Here is a 16,777-nt window from a genome sequence, read left to right on the forward strand (position 1 = left end):
ATGAGCCAGAAACGCAAAGTCGCCATCATCGGTTCCGGCAATATCGGTACCGACCTGATGATCAAGATCCTGCGCAACGCCAAGCACCTGGAAATGGCGGCGCTGGTCGGTATCGACCCGGCCTCCGATGGCCTGGCCCGCGCCCAGCGGATGGGTGTGGCCACGACCCACGAAGGGGTTCAGGGATTGGTCCGCCTGCCGGTGTTCAAGGATATCGATTTCGTCTTCGATGCCACCAGCGCCGGTGCCCACGTGAAGAACGACGCCTTCCTGCGCGAGCACAAGGCCAACCTGCGCATGATCGACCTGACCCCCGCGGCCATCGGCCCGTACTGCGTACCGGTGGTCAACCTGGAGCAGCACTTGCAGGCGACCAACGTCAACATGGTCACCTGCGGCGGCCAGGCCACCATCCCGATGGTCGCAGCGGTGTCGCGGGTCGCCAAGGTGCATTACGCCGAGATCATCGCCTCCATCGCCAGCAAGTCCGCAGGCCCCGGTACCCGCGCCAACATCGACGAGTTCACCGAGACCACCAGCAAGGCCATCGAGGTGATCGGCGGCGCAGCCAAGGGCAAGGCGATCATCATCATGAACCCTGCCGAGCCGCCGCTGATGATGCGCGACACGGTGTACGTGTTGAGCGATATCGCCGACCAACAGCGAGTGGCGGCGAGTATCGAAGCGATGGCCGCGGCAGTGCAGGCCTATGTGCCGGGCTACCGGCTCAAGCAGCAGGTGCAGTTCGAGCAGGTGCGCTACCTGAAGCTGCCGGGGCAGGGGATCTTCACCGGCCTGAAGACCTCGGTGTTCCTCGAAGTCGAAGGCGCTGCCCATTACCTGCCGGCCTATGCCGGCAATCTCGACATCATGACCTCCGCCGCGCTGGCCACGGCCGAGCGCATGGCGCAAGCAATGGAGGCCTCGGCATGAACGGCAAGAAACTCTATATCTCCGACGTGACCCTGCGCGATGGCATGCATGCCATCCGCCATCAATATTCCCTGGATGACGTGCGCGCCATCGCCAGGGCACTGGACCAGGCCAAGGTCGACTCGATCGAAGTCGCCCATGGCGATGGCCTGCAGGGCTCGAGCTTCAACTACGGTTTTGGTGCCCACACCGACCTGGAGTGGATCGAAGCCGCCGCCGACGTGGTCAGCCACGCCAGGATCGCCACGTTGCTATTGCCGGGCATCGGCACCATCCATGACTTGAAGAACGCCTACCACGCCGGTGCGCGCATCGTCCGCGTGGCCACCCACTGCACCGAGGCGGACGTCTCGCGCCAGCACATCGAGTATGCCCGTGAGCTGGGGATGGACACGGTAGGCTTCTTGATGATGAGCCACATGCAGACGCCCGAAGGGTTGGCGCAACAGGCCAAGCTGATGGAGGGTTATGGCGCCACCTGCATCTACGTGGTGGATTCCGGCGGGGCAATGAACATGCACGACATCCGCGCGCGCTTTCGTGCGGTCAAGGCCGTACTCGACCCGGCGACCGCCACCGGCATCCATGCCCACCACAACCTCAGCCTGGGAGTGGCCAACTCCATTGCCGCCGTGGAGGAGGGTTGCGACCGCATCGATGCCAGCCTCGCCGGCATGGGCGCGGGGGCTGGCAACGCTCCGCTGGAGGTGTTCATTGCCGCCGCCGACAAGCTGGGCTGGAACCACGGCACGGACCTCTACGCGCTGATGGATGCCGCCGACGACCTGGTGCGTCCGCTGCAGGACCGTCCGGTGCGCGTGGACCGTGAAACCTTGGCGCTGGGTTATGCCGGGGTGTACTCGAGCTTCCTGCGCCATGCCGAGGTCGCCGCCGCCCGCTACGGCATCAAGGCGGTGGACATACTCGTCGAGCTGGGCAAGCGCAGGATGGTGGGAGGTCAGGAAGACATGATCGTGGATGTGGCGCTGGATCTGCTCAAGCGCTGATGCCGGCGTCGAGGGCCGCTGTGCGGCCCAATCGCTCCAACGGATAACGACCCAACACAACAATAAAACGGGTGAGTTCATGACTTTTGCCAATAATCCGCCGCGCGTGGCCGTCACCATCGGCCTGTGCTTTCTCGTTGCCCTGCTCGAAGGCCTCGACCTGCAGGCCGCCGGTATCGCCGCCTCGGGCATGGCCAGTGCCTTTAGCCTGGACAAGCTGCAGATGGGCTGGGTGTTCAGCGCCGGGATCCTCGGCCTTTTGCCTGGAGCGCTGGTCGGTGGCTGGCTCGCCGATCGCTGCGGACGCAAGCGCATCCTGATCGGTTCGGTGGCGCTGTTCGGCCTGTTTTCCCTGGCCACCGCCCATGCCTGGAACCTGCCCAGCCTGTTGCTGGCGCGGCTGCTCACCGGCGCCGGGCTGGGGGCGGCGTTGCCCAACCTGATTGCCCTCACTAGCGAAGCCGCCGGGCAGCGCCTGCGCGGCAGCGCGGTCAGCCTGATGTACTGCGGCGTGCCCCTGGGCGCGGCGCTGGCCGCCGGCATCGGCATCGCCGGCTATAGCGGCGACTGGCAGCGCGTATTCCACGTCGGTGGCGCCGGGCCATTGCTGATCCTGCCGCTGCTCGCGCTCTACTTGCCCGAGTCCGGCCAGTTCCGAGCCACTGCCCAGGCCGAGCAGGGGGCCAATGTGCGTCAGGAGCTGTTCGGACAGAGCGCCACCTGGCTGCTGTGGTTGAGCTACTTCTTCACGCTGATGGTGGTGTACATCCTGATCAACTGGCTGCCGAGCCTGCTGGTCGGCCAAGGCTTCAGCAACCATGACGCCAGTTGGGTGATGTTCGCCCTGCAAATGGGGGCAGCCATTGGCACCTTGATCCTTGGCCAGGTGCTTGAGCGCCTGCCGGCGGGCGCCACCACAGCCCTGGTGTATGTGGGGATCCTCGCTGCCCTGGCGGGCCTGGGCCTGGCCAGCGCATTGCCGGCGATGCTCGTCGCCGGCTTCTTCGCCGGTTTCTTCGCCACTGGCGGGCAAGGCGTGCTGTATGCCCTGGCCCCGCATTTCTACAGCGTGCGCGTGCGCGCCACCGGCGTTGGCGCGGCGGTGGCGGTCGGCCGCCTAGGCGCCATGAGCGGCCCGCTGATCGCCGGCCAGATGCTGGCCCTGGGCGCCGGTTCGGGCGGAGTGCTGATGGCCTCGGCGCCAGGGGTGGTGATCGCCGCGCTGGCGCTGTTCCGCCTGATAGGCCGGCGCCCGGAATAACCCCCGCTACCCATCCTTGCTTGCACCTTGCTGCTTCGGCGGCAGGGCTTCCTATAACTACAAGAAAGTGAAGAAGTCATGCACAAGACCTTGAAAACCTGGCTGGCCCTGACTATCGGCCTGCTTGGCGCCGACCCCTGCCACGCCACCGGCTTCGTCGATGACAGCCATGCCGAGCTTGCGCTACGCAACTACTACTTCGATCGCAATTACCTGGGCCAGACACCACAGGCGGCAGCTCGTGAATGGGCCCAGGGTTTCATCCTCAACATCAACTCGGGGTTCAGCGACGGGCCGGTGGGTTTTGGCCTGGACGCCAAGGGCATGCTCGGCGTGAAGCTCGACTCGTCGCCCGACCGCGCTGGTACCGGCCTGTTGCCCTTCGACCGAGTCACCCATGAACCGGCCGATAGCTATAGTGAGCTGGGCCTGACGGGCAAGATGCGCATCTCGCGGACCGAGCTGCAAGGTGGGTCGATCAGCACCTTCCTGCCGATTGCCTTCGCCAGCCCGACCCGGTTGTTGCCGCAAACCTTCCGTGGCGCCTACCTACGCTCCAGTGATATCGAGCGCCTGACCCTGCATGCCGGCTGGCTCGATCGCATCAACCTGCGCGACTCCACCGATTACCAAAAGATGAGCGTCGCCGCGCCCAATGGGCGTTTCAACGGCGCGGCGACCTCCGACCGCTTCCTCTTTCTTGGGGGGGACTACGCCTGGTCCGAGGCGTTGACGCTGCGTTACTACCATGCCGAGCTGGATCAACTGTACCGCAAGGATTTCCTCGGCTTCGTCGATGAGCGCAGGCTGGGTTCCGGTCGCCTGAAGAGTGATTTTCGGCTGTTCGTCACGGGCGAAGACGGCACGGCCAAGGCGGGGCAGGTCGACAACCGCAATACGGCGCTGATGCTCACCTATGCCTGGGCCAGCCACAGTCTTGGCGTCGGCTACATGCGCCTGGATGGCGATACCGCGATGCCCTATCTGTACGGGACTGAGCCACTGGTCATCACCGAAGGCACATTGAGCTCGGAGTTCCTCAATCCTGGGGAACGCAGCTGGCAGGTCAAGTTCGACCAGGATTTCGCCCCGTTCGGTGTGCCAGGGCTCAAGGGCATGCTGCGTTATGTCCGTGGGGACAATATCGAATTGGCGCGTTTTGGCGGCGGCGGGCTGAGCGAAAGCGAGAAGGACGTGGAGGTGTCGTACGTGGTGCAACAGGGGACGTTCAAGAATGTGGCGCTACGCCTGCGCCATGCCTGGTATCGCAACGACTTCCTGGCCGGCGCCTCCCAGCGGGACGACAACGAATTGCGGATCAACCTGGATTACACGATCAAGCTCTGGTAACTCGACCGGCCGGTATCGGGCAAGGCCCCCGGCTCAAGGGGCCATGCCCAGGGAGCCAGGCGTGGGCGCGCTGCAGCGGGCATGTCGTGCAGCGGCGGGCAGGGCGCGGGCCCAAGGCTACTGGGGCTCCTCCAGTTTTTCCTGGATCAGCCTGGCGGTTTTCTGCAAGGCGCCCAGATGACGCCGTGCAGCCTGTTCGATGGTCATCGCTTTGGCCACGTACACCAGGTTCAGGCAGCCCAGCAAACGTTGTCCGGCGAGTATCGGCACGGCGATCGAAGCGATTTTTTCCTCGCGGTTCCAAGCCATGAAGTTCTCTCCGTATCCCTGGTGCCTGACCCTGCGCAGCACGTTCTCAAGTTGTGGGATATTGCGTGCCAGCTGGAACTCCTTGCCTTCACGTTCCGCCAGCAGGGTGAGTATCTGTTCACGTTCGGCATCCCCGCAGAACGCGAGGTAGGTCAAGCCTGTAGCGGTTTGCAAGAGCGGCAAGCGGCGACCGATCATCGAGCGGTGAAACGACAGGCGGCTGAAGCGATGGGTTGTCTCGCGCACCACCATTGCGTCCACATCCAGCGTGCAGATGTCGGTCGGCCATACCACCTCCTGCAGCAGCTCGGCCAGCAATGGCGCCGCGATGGCGCTGATCCACTGTTCATCGCGAAAGCCTTCGCTCAGTTCACGCACCTTGAGGGCCAGGCGGAAGCTGTCATCGGACTCGCTGCGGCGCACATAACCTTCGTCTTGCAGGGTCTCCAGCAGCCGCCGCACGGTGGTGCGGTGCAGGCCGGTGAGTTCGGCCAGCCGGGTCGGGCTGGCGCCGCCGTCGAGGCGGTTCAGGGCATTGAGCAAGGCCAGGCCACGGCTCAAGCCACGCACGGTCTTGTAGTCGGAACCTCGACCAGTATTCACGAAAAATCCTTATAAAATAATGATGTGCATCTGGTGCACAACAAGGCGGTTTTTCATTGTAGGGCAATCGAGGCCATTCCTATACTCGCCGCAACAGCTACCGGTGCCCCGCCAGGGGATTACAGCATGTGCTGTGCCTGGTGCTTCCATCCCTTGCCTGCGTCCTTGCTCTGCTAAGGCCTGGCAACGCTCCTCCAGCTCCCCGTAGCAGGCCGCACGCTGGTTCACCCTTCAGACAAAAGGCATTCACCATGAATCGAAGACAAGTCCTCCAAAGCATGGCTACCACCGCTACCGTCGCAGCGGTTTCTGGTTTGCCGGCAACCCGCGCCCGTGCCTCTCAAACCGCCGGGCCCACCGATGGCGCCGTTGCCAAGGACGCTCGGCGCATCGATACCCATCAGCATGTCGTTCCAGCGTTCTACGGCAAGTGGCTCGAATCCCGAGGTATCACCGCAGGGGGCTTGCCTATTCCAAGCTGGAGCGTCGAGGGCGCGCTGGACCTGATGGACAGCAATGGCATCGCTACCGGGATACTCTCGGTGTCCACTCCGGGCGTGCATCTTGGGAACGATGCAGAGGCGCGGGTGAAGGCCAGGGAGGTCAACGAGTTTTGTGCCGAGCTCGTCGACAAGCATCCCGGGCGCTTTGGTTTCTTCGCCACCTTGACGCTGCCGGATGTCGAGGGCGCTATCGAACAAGCCGAGTATGCCTTGGGCACATTGAAAGCCGACGGCGTCGTCCTGCTGGCAAACGTGCGCGGGACTTACCTTGGCGCGCCAGAGTGGGACCCGCTCATGGAGGCATTGAACCGTCACCGGGCCACGGTGTTCGTGCATCCCTCGGAGCTGCCTGCCGAACCGGTGGATGGCATTCCACCCTATGCCGCGGACTTCCTCCTGGATACCACTCGGGCGGCCCTGAACCTGGCCAAGCGCGGTTGCCTGGAGCGCTACCCCGAACTGAAGATCATCCTGTCCCATGGGGGCGGATTCCTTCCTTATGCCGCTGAGCGCATGGCTCGTGTCTGCTCCGACGATGGCAGCACCGAACGAGGAATCCAGCGTTTGCGCAAGTTCTACTTCGATACCGCGCTGTCCAGTAGCCCCTATGCGCTCCCGGCGCTGCTGGCGTTCGCCAAGCCTGAGAACATCACTTTCGGCAGCGACTGGCCCTATGCCAATAAAGAGCGTTCCAGCCACTTCACCAGCTTGCTGGATACTTTCGGCTTCACCGCTGCCCAGCGCTTGGCGGTCAATCGCCAAAACGCCTTGCGCCTGTTCCCCCGCCTGGCCTGACCCTTGGCTGTGCGGCCAGGGGCGCCCGATACCCGAGTGCTTGGGCACCGGGTATCGGGCGCTGTCTCAGGTGGGCAGCACTTCGAGCTTGAGCAGATCCAGGGCGACGTCGACGATCATGTCTTCCTGGCCTCCGACCATGCGCCGCTTGCCCAGCTCCACCAGGATGTCGAGGGTCTTGAGGCCGTATTTGCCAGCGGCCACTTCCGCATGGCGCAGGAAGCTTGAATACACGCCGGCATAACCGAGGCCGAGGGTTTCGCGGTCGACCCGCACCGGGCGATCCTGCAGGGGGCGGACGATGTCGTCGGCCGCGTCCATCAGGGTGTAGAGATCGGTGCCGTGATTCCAGCCCGCGCGCTCGGCTGCGGCGATGAAGACTTCCAGCGGCGCGTTGCCGGCGCCCGCGCCCATGCCGGCGAGGCTGGCGTCGATGCGATCGCAGCCTTCTTCCACTGCGACCATGGAGTTGGCCACCCCGAGGCTGAGGTTGTGATGGGCATGCATGCCGGTCTGGGTTTGTGGGTCCAGGACCGACTTGAATGCTCGCATGCGCTCGCGGATATCGTGCATGTTCATCGCGCCGCCGGAGTCGGCCATGTAGATGCACTGCGCGCCGTAGCTCTCCATCAGCTTGGCCTGTTGCGCCAACCCTTCGGGCGTCTGCATGTGGCTCATCATCAGAAAGCCCACGGCCTCCATGCCCAGCTCCCGGGCATATTCGATGTGCTGCCTGGACACGTCCGCCTCGGTGCAGTGGGTGGCCACGCGAACGATCCGCGCGCCAGCCTCATAGGCGTTCTTCAAGTCGTGGACGGTGCCGATGCCGGGCAGCAACAGCGTGGCGATCTTGGCGTGGCGGAGCTCGCCGGCCACGGCCTCGATGTATTCGAGATCGCCGTGGCGGCCGAAGCCATAGTTGAAGGACGAGCCCTGCAGGCCATCGCCATGGGCCACTTCGATGGAGTCCACCCGGGCCCGGTCCAGGGCCCGGGCAATGGCCCGCACCGAGTCCAGGGAATACTGGTGGCGTATCGCATGGCTGCCGTCGCGCAGGGTGACGTCGGAGATGTAGAGCTTCTTGCCTGGATCGAAAGTCATGTGCTCGCTCCTCAGCCGTTGAGCATCGATTGGGCCATGCGCTCGGCCGTGGCCAGCGCGGCGGAGGTCATGATGTCGAGGTTGCCGGCGTAGGCCGGCAGGTAGTGGGCAGCGCCTTCGACCTCGAGGAACACCGAGGTCTTGAGTCCGCTGAACTGGCCATGGCCGGGGATATTCAGCGGGGCGGATGGCGCGATGAGGTCGAACTGCACCCTCTGCTTGAGCCGGTAGCCGGGCACGTAGGCCCGCACGGCGGCGGCCATCTGCTCGATGCTGGCTTCGACTCGGGTTCGGTCGGCTTCCTCGGACAGCACGAACACCGTATCGCGCATCACCATCGGCGGCTCGGCGGGGTTCATGATGATGATCGCCTTGCCCTTGGCTGCGCCGCCGATCACCTCGATGGCCTTGCTGGTGGTCTCGGTGAACTCGTCGATATTGGCGCGGGTACCGGGGCCTGCGGACTTGCTGGCGATGGAAGCGATGATCTCGGCGTAATGCACCTTGGCGACCCGCGACACCGCTGCGACCATCGGGATGGTGGCCTGGCCGCCGCAGGTGACCATGTTGACGTTGGTCGCCTGCAAGTGCTGCTCCAGGTTGACCACCGGCACGCAGTACGGGCCGATGGCCGCTGGCGTCAGGTCGATCAGGCGGATGCCTGGCTTCAGTCCACGCAGGAAGCCGGCATTGCGCACATGGGTGCTGGCGCTGGTGGCATCGAAGACGAAATCGATCTCGTTGAACACCGGCAGGCGGCTCAGCCCCTCGATGCCCCCATGGGTCGTGGCGACTCCCAGCCGCTGGGCTCGGGCCAGGCCGTCGGAGGCCGGGTCGATGCCGACCATGGCGGCCATTTCCAGGTGTTGTGCGTTTCGCATCAGCTTGATCATCAGGTCGGTGCCGATATTGCCGGAACCGACGATGGCGACTTTGAGTTTCTTGGTAGTCATTCTGATTCTCCAGGCGTGCGGCTCAGTAGAAATGGCAGCTGACTTCGCCCAGGCGAGTCAGGCGCAGATGCAGGTGATCGCCCGGGACGACTGGGGTCATGGGGCCTAGCGCGCCCGAGAGCAGCACATCGCCGGCCAGCAATGGACGGCCGGACTCGGCCATGGTGCGAGCCAGCCACAGGCAGGCATCCAGCGGGTTGCCCAGGCAGGCGGCGCCGATGCCGATGGCGGCCTGGCTGCGATTCTTCTCCAGCAACATGCCTTCCAGGCGCAGGTCCAGCGCCGACAGCCGGGTGGCTTGCTTGCCCAGTACGTAGAGGGCGGATGAAGCGTTGTCCGCCACGGTGTCGGCCAAGGTGATCCGCCAGTCGACGATGGCGGAATCGACGATCTCGATGGCCGGCAGCAGGTATTCCACCGCATGCATCAGCTCGGCCAGCGTGGTGTCGGCATGGGGCAGGTCGCGCCCGAGGACGAAGGCGATTTCCCCTTCGGCCTTGGGCTGGATCAGACGACTGCAATCGATGCCCGCGCCGTCGCTGATCTCCATGTCGGCGAACAGCATGCCGAAGTCCGGTTGGTTCACGCCCAACTGTTGCTGTACCGCCGCGGAGGTCAGGCCGATCTTGCGCCCGACCAGTCGCCGGCCCTGGTCCAGGGCGCGCCGGGTGTTGATTTCCTGGACCGCGTAGGCATCGGCCAGGGTGGTGATGCCGAAGGTCGCCGAGATCTGCGGGCAGGGCTCGCGCCGTTGTCGGGCCTGGTTCAATGCTGCAGCCGCCTGGTCGAGGTCGTTCAAGGCGTCGTGGTTCATGCGCTTTTCCTCAGGGGGGCGACAAGAGGCTGTTCGTTGGCCAGGTTCGGCTGCCAGCCCAGCTGGTGCCGGAGTTCGGCCAGGACGCTGTCCAGTTGCGCGGCGGGTACCAGGGCGAAGACGAACTTGTCCGGGCGTATCACGGCCACCAGGTCGCGACCGCGTCCTGCACGCTTGAACCAGCGCACCAGCGCCTCATCGGGTTCCTCGACCTCGACCAGGCCGGCCGGACTGAAACGCTGCACGGCCATGCCCTGGGGGCGCCCACCGAAGGGGTAGAGCGTGACGTAGCGGGTATCCAGCGCCGCCAGCAGTTGCTCGGACTCGGCCGATAGCGCCACGCGCGGATTGTTCTCCAGGCCCAGCAGGGAGAAGCCTTCGCCCAGCACTTCGTCGAGATGTACGCGCTTGCCCTTGAAGGTGCGGACCTGCGGCTGGGGCATCAGCTTCCCGGCGACCCCGCGCCAACCATCCCTGGGCAACCCCAGGTAGGAGCCGGGCTTGTAGGTCGGGGTGGGCTTGAAGCCACCCTCGCGCAGCCACTTGCCCAGTACCGGCGTGACATTCAGGGCCCGGACCGCAAAGTTGCGCAGCGCCGTCTTGAATGGGTTGGACATGGACACGAAGTCCTTCATCCGCACCGAGATGTCGATCATCGCCTTGGCATGGTGGTAGCGCTCGGTGCCATAGGTGTCGAGCAGCTTGTCCGCAGCCTTGCCACGCAGTACCGCCTCTAGCTTCCACGCCAGGTTGTAGGCGTCGCGCACTCCGGAACTCATGCCTTGGCCCATGAACTGTGGAGTCATGTGCGCGGCATCGCCTGCCAGCAGTACGCGACCCTTGCGCCACTCGCGCGCGACCAGGGCGTTGAAGGTGTAGACCAGCTTGCGCTTGACCTCGAACTGGTCCGGGTTCACGTACCGGCTCAGCAGCTTGCGCACGGTGGCCGGGTCCTCCATGTACTCCTTGGTCTGGCCGGGCATCAGCATGAATTCGAAGCGATGGAAGCGCCCGGGCTGCGGGCAGCTGACGACCGGGGAGTCCGGGTCGCAGATGAAGTTGAAGTACGGGATGTGGCGCAGCGCATCTTCCCCTTCCTTCATTTCCAGATCGACCACCAGCCAGGGTTCGGGGAAGTTCTTGCCGTCCATGCCGATGCCCAGTTGCTCACGCACGGTGCTGCGCCCACCGTCCGCGCCCACCAGGTAGCGCGCCTTGAGGGTGATCGGCGCCAGGTCGATATCCAGGTCGACGCGGCTGCCGTCACCATCGCCGAAGCGGCAGTTCTGCGTGGCCTGGTGGGTGAGGGTGACCAGCGCGCCGTCCTGCTTGAAGTCCACCAGTTCGCGACCGCGTTCGACCCTTACCGTCGGATGATTGGCCAGCAGGTCGCTGAGCTTGGTTTCCAGCCAGGGCTGGTAGAGGAAGTTGATCACCGGCCAGCCGAAGCTGCGCTTGAGCTGCCAGTAGCGGCCGATCACTCGTCCATCGGGGAAGGTCCACTGGGCCGGGGTGTCGATCTGCATATCGCTGGCCAGGTCCTTGGCTACCCCCGCGGCTTGCATTACCCGCATGCATTCATCATCGGTGTAGACCGCGCGCGCATTGCCGTAGAACACCGGCTCACGCTCCAGCACCAGCACCGAGAGGCCGCGCTTGCCGAGCAAGTGGGCGAGGGTGGCTCCGGTCGGACCGAGGCCGGCGATGACGACGTCGAAGATTTCAGTAGTGTTCATGGCTGCTCCTGCAGCGGGGAATACTCGGCGTGGCGCAGCGAACGCAGGCCTTGGCCGAAGTTGCCCAGGTTGGTCTTGAGCTTGTTCCAGGTGCCTGGCTTCTGTGGCTTGTGGCCCCAGAGGCTGATGCCCTTGTAGGTGGTGACCTGCCAATCGGCCTCGTCGACTTCCAGGGCGTTCCAGCCCAGCTCCAGCTCGAAACCCGAAGGCGTGAGGACGTAGAACGACTGCTCGCGGTCGTTGGGGTGTTCGCCGATTTCATGGGCCATCTCGAAGCCCAGCTTGCGGCAACGCAGGAAGGCGTCGGTCAGGGCGGCGACCGAGGTGGTCAGAAGGTTCATGTGCTGGGCCTTGGTGCGGATCGGGTCGAGCGCCAGGCCCCGTACCTGGGCGATGGCGATCGAGTGATGGCGCGGGTTGACGCGAAAGAACTCGATGTCCAGCGTTACGCCAGCCAGATGCTCGACGACGCTGTCGCTCTGGCGGGCATCGAATATTTCCTGCCAGAAGCGGCGCATGTCCTTGCCGCGACGACTGGTGATCGCCAGGTGGCCCATGCCGGATTCACCGGTAATGAAACCCTCGCTGAGCATGCTCAGGGGTTCTTGTGTGGTCAGTGGCTCGACGAACAGCTCGATGGCCATGCGCTTGGGGCCAAGCACTCGCCAGAAGCGCGCCACACCGCGTTCTGCCGCCTGGGCCGCAGTGCTTTCGTGGATGGCGATACCGCGGGCCCTCAGGCGCTGCAGCACGATGTGCAGGGTGTCCTGGTCGTGCAACTGCCAGCCAATGGCGGCGAAGTCTTCCGCGGGGCCGTGCTTGACGATGATGCGGCGCTGGTGCTGGTCCATGCGAAACGCCAGGAGCTGGCTGTCCGCATGGGCAAGGTGCAGGCCGATGCCGCCTTGCAGCAGCGCCTGCCAGCGATCCAGCCGGCTCGACTCGATGACCGCATAACCCATGCTGCTGGCGCCGAAGATGTCCTGTTTCATAGGTATTCCTTGTCTTCAGGCCGGGTTGTGGCAGGCGAGGAAGCTGGCGGTGACGGCGTTGAATTCGCTGGCACGTTCCCACTGCACCCAGTGCCCGGTCTTGCTGAACAGGTACAGGTCGCAGTTGGGCATGCGCTTGCACAAGGTCTGGCCGCCGCTGGGACGATTGACCTTGTCCTCCGTGCCCCACAGCACCAGGGTCGGGACCTGGCAGCGGTCGAGCCGCGGATCGCGGGTCAGGTCCATGCGCACTGCGGCCTTCAGGCCTGTAGGGCGGCGCAGAGGGGGCGCGGCGACCACTTCAGGGTCGGTGCTGGCGCGATAGCGCTCGGCGATCATGGCGTCGGTCACCAGGCTGCTGTCGTAGACGAGGTCTTCGCGGATGAAGCGGGTGATCTTCTCCAGCGTCGGGCCCGCGCCGTTGTAGTAGTCGAGCAGGTGGTTCAGCCCTTTGGTGGGCAGGCTACGGGTGGTGTTGATGCCGCCCGGGCCCATCAACACCAGGGCCGAGACCCGGGTTGGTGCTTCCAGGGCCATGCGCAGCGCGCAGGAGCCGCCGAGGGAGTTGCCGGCCAGGTGCGCGGACTTGATCTGCAATGCGTCGAGCAGGCCGAGCATGCTCTGGGCCAGGTCGCCGAAGCAGTCGCTGCGGTCCAGGCCCTTGGTCGATTGCCCATAGCCCGGCATGTCTACCACCAGTACGCGAAACTGCTTGGCCAGTGCTTCGATGTTGCGCGAGTAATTGGACATTCCGGAGGCGCCCGCTCCGCCGCCGTGCAGCATCAGCAGGGGATGGCCCTGGCCCACCTCGCTGAGGAAGATTTGCCGTCGGCCAACCCTGACGTGGCGGGATGTAAGACCTGGAATGGCTGCGATGTCGTTCATGTGCTCTCCAGAAATACCTGATTGTTTTTGTCCTGTTGAATCTATATTTGCTCATTAATGAACACAAGTGTTCATTATGTGGTTGTGGTGATCTTGCGCAGGACGCGAGCATGGCGTCCTGCGCAAGCCGCGTGGTCATGCGGCGGGGATCTGGGGGCGTCCCCCTGGGCCTAGAAGGCTGGAATCACCGAATGCCTTCGTTGCGCAGGGCCGCCGGGGTGTACTCGGAGGACAGCGAGGAGAAGCCGAACTCGATCGGTTCCTTTTCCTCGTTGCGCATGCCGGAGACGATGTAGCGGCCATTGATCAGGTCGTACAGGACCTCGACGCCGAGCCAGGGCACCTGCACGTCGTACAACGGAGTCAGGTGGCCTTCGGCGGTGCGCCACAGCATGCCGTGGGAGTCGTAGTGATCGGCCAGGACGATCTGCCAGGAGTCCTCGTCAATGAAGAACACCCGCTTGGCGTAGATATGCCGCTCGCCCTGCTTGAGGGTGCCCTCGACCTGCCAGACGCGGTGCAACTCATAGCGGGTGTGGGCCGGGTTCAGGTGGCCGGCCTGGACGATGTCGCTGTACTTGAGCTTCGGCGAGTCCAGCTTGAAGCTGTTGTAGGGGATATAGATCTCGCGCTTGCCCACCAGCTTCCAGTCGTAGCGGTCGGGTGCGCCGTTGTACATGTCCAGGTTATCGGACACCCGCTGCCCCTCGGAAGCCGGGTAGGGGCCGTCGTAGGAAATTTGCGGCGCGCGCCGCACCCGCCGCTGTCCGGCGTTGTAGATCCAGGCCATGCGGGGGTCCTTCACCTGGTTCAGGGTCTCGTGCACCAGCACCACATCCCCGGCCTGGCGTGCTGGCGCGGTGATCAGCTGCTTGTAGTAGAACAGCACGTTGCCCGGATCGGCCGGATTGAAATCCTTGATCCGGTCGCGAAAGGTGAACTGTTGCTTGAAGTACACCGGCACGAAGGTGCCGCTGGCCAGGGGTGTGGCCTGCACGTGGGTGCGCTTGGCGCTGCCGCCGCGGTAGCGGGTGATGTGGTTCCACAGCACTTGCAGGCCATCCTGCGGGATCGGGAAGGGAATGGACGTGGCGAACTCGGACAGGCCGTTGCCGCCTTCGACCAGCCTGGTCTTGGTCGCATTGTCCTTGGCATCCCGGTAGACCGCATCAGGCAGGCTGGCCGTGCGATGGCTGGGGTAGACCGGTATCCGGTAGGTGGCATAGCGCTTGAGCATCGCCTGCTGGCCCGGGCTCAGCTTGTCCTGGTACTGGGCCATGTTCTGCGCGGTGATGGTGAACAGCGGCTGTTCATTGGCGAATGGGTCGCTGAGGAAGCCTTCGCGGCTGAGGGTTCCCGCGCTCTTGGGCAGGCCACCGGTCCAGGCCGGGATGCTGCCATCGGCGTTGCCCTGCATTTGCGCACCAGTGGGGGTCAGGCTGGAGCCCAGCTGTTGGGCCTGCTCGGGACTGACCGCCGCCAGGGCGGGGAGGGTGCTGAAACTGCAGGCAAGGGCGAGTGAGCAGGTAGAGAGTATTTTGTTATTCATCTTGGTAACTCCACTTAGAACGATACGGCGAAACTCAGGGCGGCATAGTCGCGATCGGTCATCGCGTTGTAGTTGCCGCCAAAGAAGTCGGTGTAGGTGAGGCTGGCGGTGTAGGTATTGAGGTAGACGGCGTCCAGGCCCAGGCTGATGGCCTTGGCGCCTTCGTTGAAGCCAGGCTCCGGCCCGTAGCCCTTGACGTCGTGGGACCAGGCCAGGCTGGGCTTGAGATCGACACCGTCGAACACGTTGCTGTATTCCCAGATCGCCCGCGCCCGATAGCCCCAGGAGGTGCTGGTGGTGTAGCCGTCATTCGTGCAGTACTGCGGGGTCTTGGTGTTGATCTGGCTGGTGCAGATGCTGTTGTCGGCCAGCTCGCCCATGCCGAAGGTGGGATTGCGCCCATAGCGCAGTCCGCTGCCCCCCATGCCGCTGACGTGGGTCACCCCGACCTCGCCGATCAGGGTCAGGCGGTCGGCCCCCATGACCTGGTCGAAGAAGTGCGTGGCGCTGACCTGGGCCTGGGTCAGCTCCTTGCGCTGGTAACCCTTGATCGAGCTGCTGTTGGCAATGGGTAGGTAACCCGAGGACAGCACCGGTGACGCGCTGGGGTCGCCGAAGGTGGCGGCGATGATGTCGGCCGAGTTGATCTGGATCGGCATGTTCGGCCGGTAGCTGAGCTCGCCGGAGAGAATGGTGCCGGTGGGCAAGCTGGTGCTGAAGCTCAGGCCGTACAGCTGGATATCTTCCGGGTAGTCGGCGAGGTACTGCGAGGTACCCAGCCTGTAGGCCTGGGCCGCCGCTTGGCCCAGGGGACTGCCAAGGAGCGCATTGCACACGGCCGGATTGCCGATGCCGAGGTTGGCGCAGATCGGGCCGGCGAAGCCCCGGTCGGCCATGTGCGGGCTGGTGACGCCGCTGATGTAGGCCATGCGGCTGTGGTAGTTCATGAAGTAGGCGGCGAACTCGCTGTTCAGCTCCGGGGCGAACCAGCGCAGTGCCGCGCCCCATTGCCCGTCGTTGCGCGGATCGTTGTCGTGCCCCCGTGGCACGCGGATGCCCTCACTGGTCAGGTCGATGCCCAAAGGCGACAACGCAGCCTGGGCCAGGGCGTTCTGATTCAGCGCGGGGCCGGCGGTCAGGCCGGTGCAACCGTCGGGCAGCGCATCGTTGACGGCGAAGAACGTGCCGCAGTTGTCGATCACGCTCTGGTCCCAGGCCAGCTGGTAGAACAGCTCGGTGCTCAGGTTGTCCGTGAGGTTCTGCGACAGGTAGAACATGTTGACCGGGATCAGGCCTTCCTTGATCTCGGAACCAGGGCGGCGCAACGCGGCGAAATCCACCGGGTTGATGCTGTTGATGCCGCCCTGGATGAAGGTGCTCTCGCCCCAGTTCACCACCTGCTTGCCCAGGCGCACGGTGCCCGGCAGGTCGCCGATGGTGTAGCTGTGATAGACGAAGGCATCGAGCAATTGCACGCCGCTGGACTGGGCGCCGGGCTTGCGCCCGTGGTCGTCGATATCCTTGAACGGGCGGCTCTCGTCCTTGAGCTCGAAGTCGTACCAGTACTTGCCGCGCAGGAACACGCCGGTATCGCCATGGCTGAGCTGCAGGTCGTGGATGCCCTTGAAGAGCTTGGAGAAGGTCTCGCCCTTCTTGAAGTTGCGCCGGCCGTCGTCGGTGATGCTGCTGCCCAAAAGGTCGGGGTCCGGGTTGCGCAACGCCCAGCTGGCGCCGACGGAGAGGGTGGAGTCCAGCTGGCCATCGATTTCGCCGATCGCAAAGCTCACGGCCTGGGCTTGGGCGCAACCCAGGGTTGCAAGGCTGATGACACTGGCGAGCCGGATTGCCCGCCTTAGGGGGTGCTTGAGCATCTTCACTACCTCTTGTTGTTCTTGTTTTGCGACGCAGGCTCTTTTTGCGGGACGAGCCGACCCGTACAGGTCATCGAGAGTTCGATGAAGTCCGTATTCTTCGGGGTGATGGATT

General features: G+C 64.4%; 14 protein-coding genes. 5 read left to right on the forward strand and 9 right to left on the reverse strand.

Going from position 1 to position 16,777, the window contains the following annotated elements:
• From GDH07_RS09945 to GDH07_RS09960, 4 genes are all read left to right on the forward strand, one after another.
• The gene (locus GDH07_RS09945) at positions 1-933 is read left to right on the forward strand and encodes an acetaldehyde dehydrogenase (acetylating) (protein WP_053130880.1); all 933 of its coding nucleotides are present in this window, start codon (positions 1-3) and stop codon (positions 931-933) included.
• Positions 930-1,940 (forward strand): 4-hydroxy-2-oxovalerate aldolase, encoded by a 1,011-nt coding sequence (gene mhpE, locus GDH07_RS09950; protein ID WP_152897401.1) that lies wholly within the window; start codon positions 930-932, stop codon positions 1,938-1,940. Before GDH07_RS09945 ends, mhpE begins: the two co-directional genes overlap by 4 nt.
• 79 nt (positions 1,941-2,019) lie before the next feature.
• Positions 2,020-3,201 carry a 3-(3-hydroxy-phenyl)propionate transporter MhpT gene (gene mhpT, locus GDH07_RS09955; protein ID WP_152897402.1) on the forward strand — a complete coding sequence of 394 codons (1,182 nt, stop codon included), beginning with the start codon at positions 2,020-2,022 and terminating at the stop codon, positions 3,199-3,201.
• Positions 3,202-3,279: 78 nt separating this feature from the next.
• Complete coding sequence (locus GDH07_RS09960; protein WP_152897403.1) at positions 3,280-4,551, forward strand: OprD family porin; 1,272 nt, start codon at positions 3,280-3,282, stop codon at positions 4,549-4,551.
• 117 nt (positions 4,552-4,668) lie between these two features.
• Here GDH07_RS09960 and GDH07_RS09965 read toward each other — a convergent pair whose 3' ends face one another.
• The gene (locus tag GDH07_RS09965; RefSeq protein WP_343038212.1) at positions 4,669-5,463 is read right to left on the reverse strand and encodes a DNA-binding transcriptional regulator; all 795 of its coding nucleotides are present in this window, start codon (positions 5,461-5,463) and stop codon (positions 4,669-4,671) included.
• Positions 5,464-5,714: 251 nt separating this feature from the next.
• Between GDH07_RS09965 and GDH07_RS09970 the strand changes: the two genes are divergently transcribed.
• Positions 5,715-6,761 (forward strand): amidohydrolase family protein, encoded by a 1,047-nt coding sequence (locus GDH07_RS09970; protein WP_218584732.1) that lies wholly within the window; start codon positions 5,715-5,717, stop codon positions 6,759-6,761.
• A 66-nt stretch (positions 6,762-6,827) separates the two neighbouring features.
• On the opposite strand, the gene dmpG is transcribed toward GDH07_RS09970, so the two are convergent.
• The 8 genes from dmpG to GDH07_RS10010 form a co-directional block, all read right to left on the reverse strand.
• Positions 6,828-7,862 carry a 4-hydroxy-2-oxovalerate aldolase gene (gene dmpG / locus GDH07_RS09975; RefSeq protein ID WP_152897404.1) on the reverse strand — a complete coding sequence of 345 codons (1,035 nt, stop codon included), beginning with the start codon at positions 7,860-7,862 and terminating at the stop codon, positions 6,828-6,830.
• Between the two features lie 11 nt (positions 7,863-7,873).
• Complete coding sequence (locus tag GDH07_RS09980) at positions 7,874-8,815, reverse strand: acetaldehyde dehydrogenase (acetylating) (RefSeq protein WP_152897405.1); 942 nt, start codon at positions 8,813-8,815, stop codon at positions 7,874-7,876.
• 22 nt (positions 8,816-8,837) lie between these two features.
• Positions 8,838-9,629, reverse strand: a complete 792-nt coding sequence (locus GDH07_RS09985; protein WP_152897406.1) for a 2-keto-4-pentenoate hydratase — start codon at positions 9,627-9,629, stop codon at positions 8,838-8,840.
• A complete protein-coding gene (gene mhpA, locus GDH07_RS09990) occupies positions 9,626-11,365 on the reverse strand; it encodes a bifunctional 3-(3-hydroxy-phenyl)propionate/3-hydroxycinnamic acid hydroxylase MhpA (protein WP_152897407.1) in 1,740 nt (579 codons plus the stop codon). Before mhpA ends, GDH07_RS09985 begins: the two co-directional genes overlap by 4 nt.
• A complete protein-coding gene (locus GDH07_RS09995) occupies positions 11,362-12,357 on the reverse strand; it encodes a VOC family protein (protein ID WP_152897408.1) in 996 nt (331 codons plus the stop codon). The genes mhpA and GDH07_RS09995 overlap by 4 nt, the downstream gene beginning before the upstream one ends.
• A gap of 15 nt (positions 12,358-12,372) precedes the next feature.
• Positions 12,373-13,242, reverse strand: a complete 870-nt coding sequence (locus GDH07_RS10000; protein WP_053130856.1) for an alpha/beta fold hydrolase — start codon at positions 13,240-13,242, stop codon at positions 12,373-12,375.
• Positions 13,243-13,426: 184 nt separating this feature from the next.
• Entirely contained in the window at positions 13,427-14,791 is a 1,365-nt protein-coding gene (locus GDH07_RS10005; RefSeq protein WP_152897409.1) for a DUF1329 domain-containing protein, read from the reverse strand.
• A gap of 14 nt (positions 14,792-14,805) precedes the next feature.
• On the reverse strand, positions 14,806-16,662 hold the full coding sequence (locus GDH07_RS10010; RefSeq protein WP_152897410.1) for a DUF1302 domain-containing protein: 1,857 nt from the start codon (positions 16,660-16,662) through the stop codon (positions 14,806-14,808).
• Positions 16,663-16,777 lie beyond the last annotated feature (115 nt).

The sequence above is a fragment of the Pseudomonas piscis genome, assembly GCF_009380155.1.
Taxonomy (GTDB): Bacteria; Pseudomonadota; Gammaproteobacteria; order Pseudomonadales; family Pseudomonadaceae; genus Aquipseudomonas; species Aquipseudomonas piscis.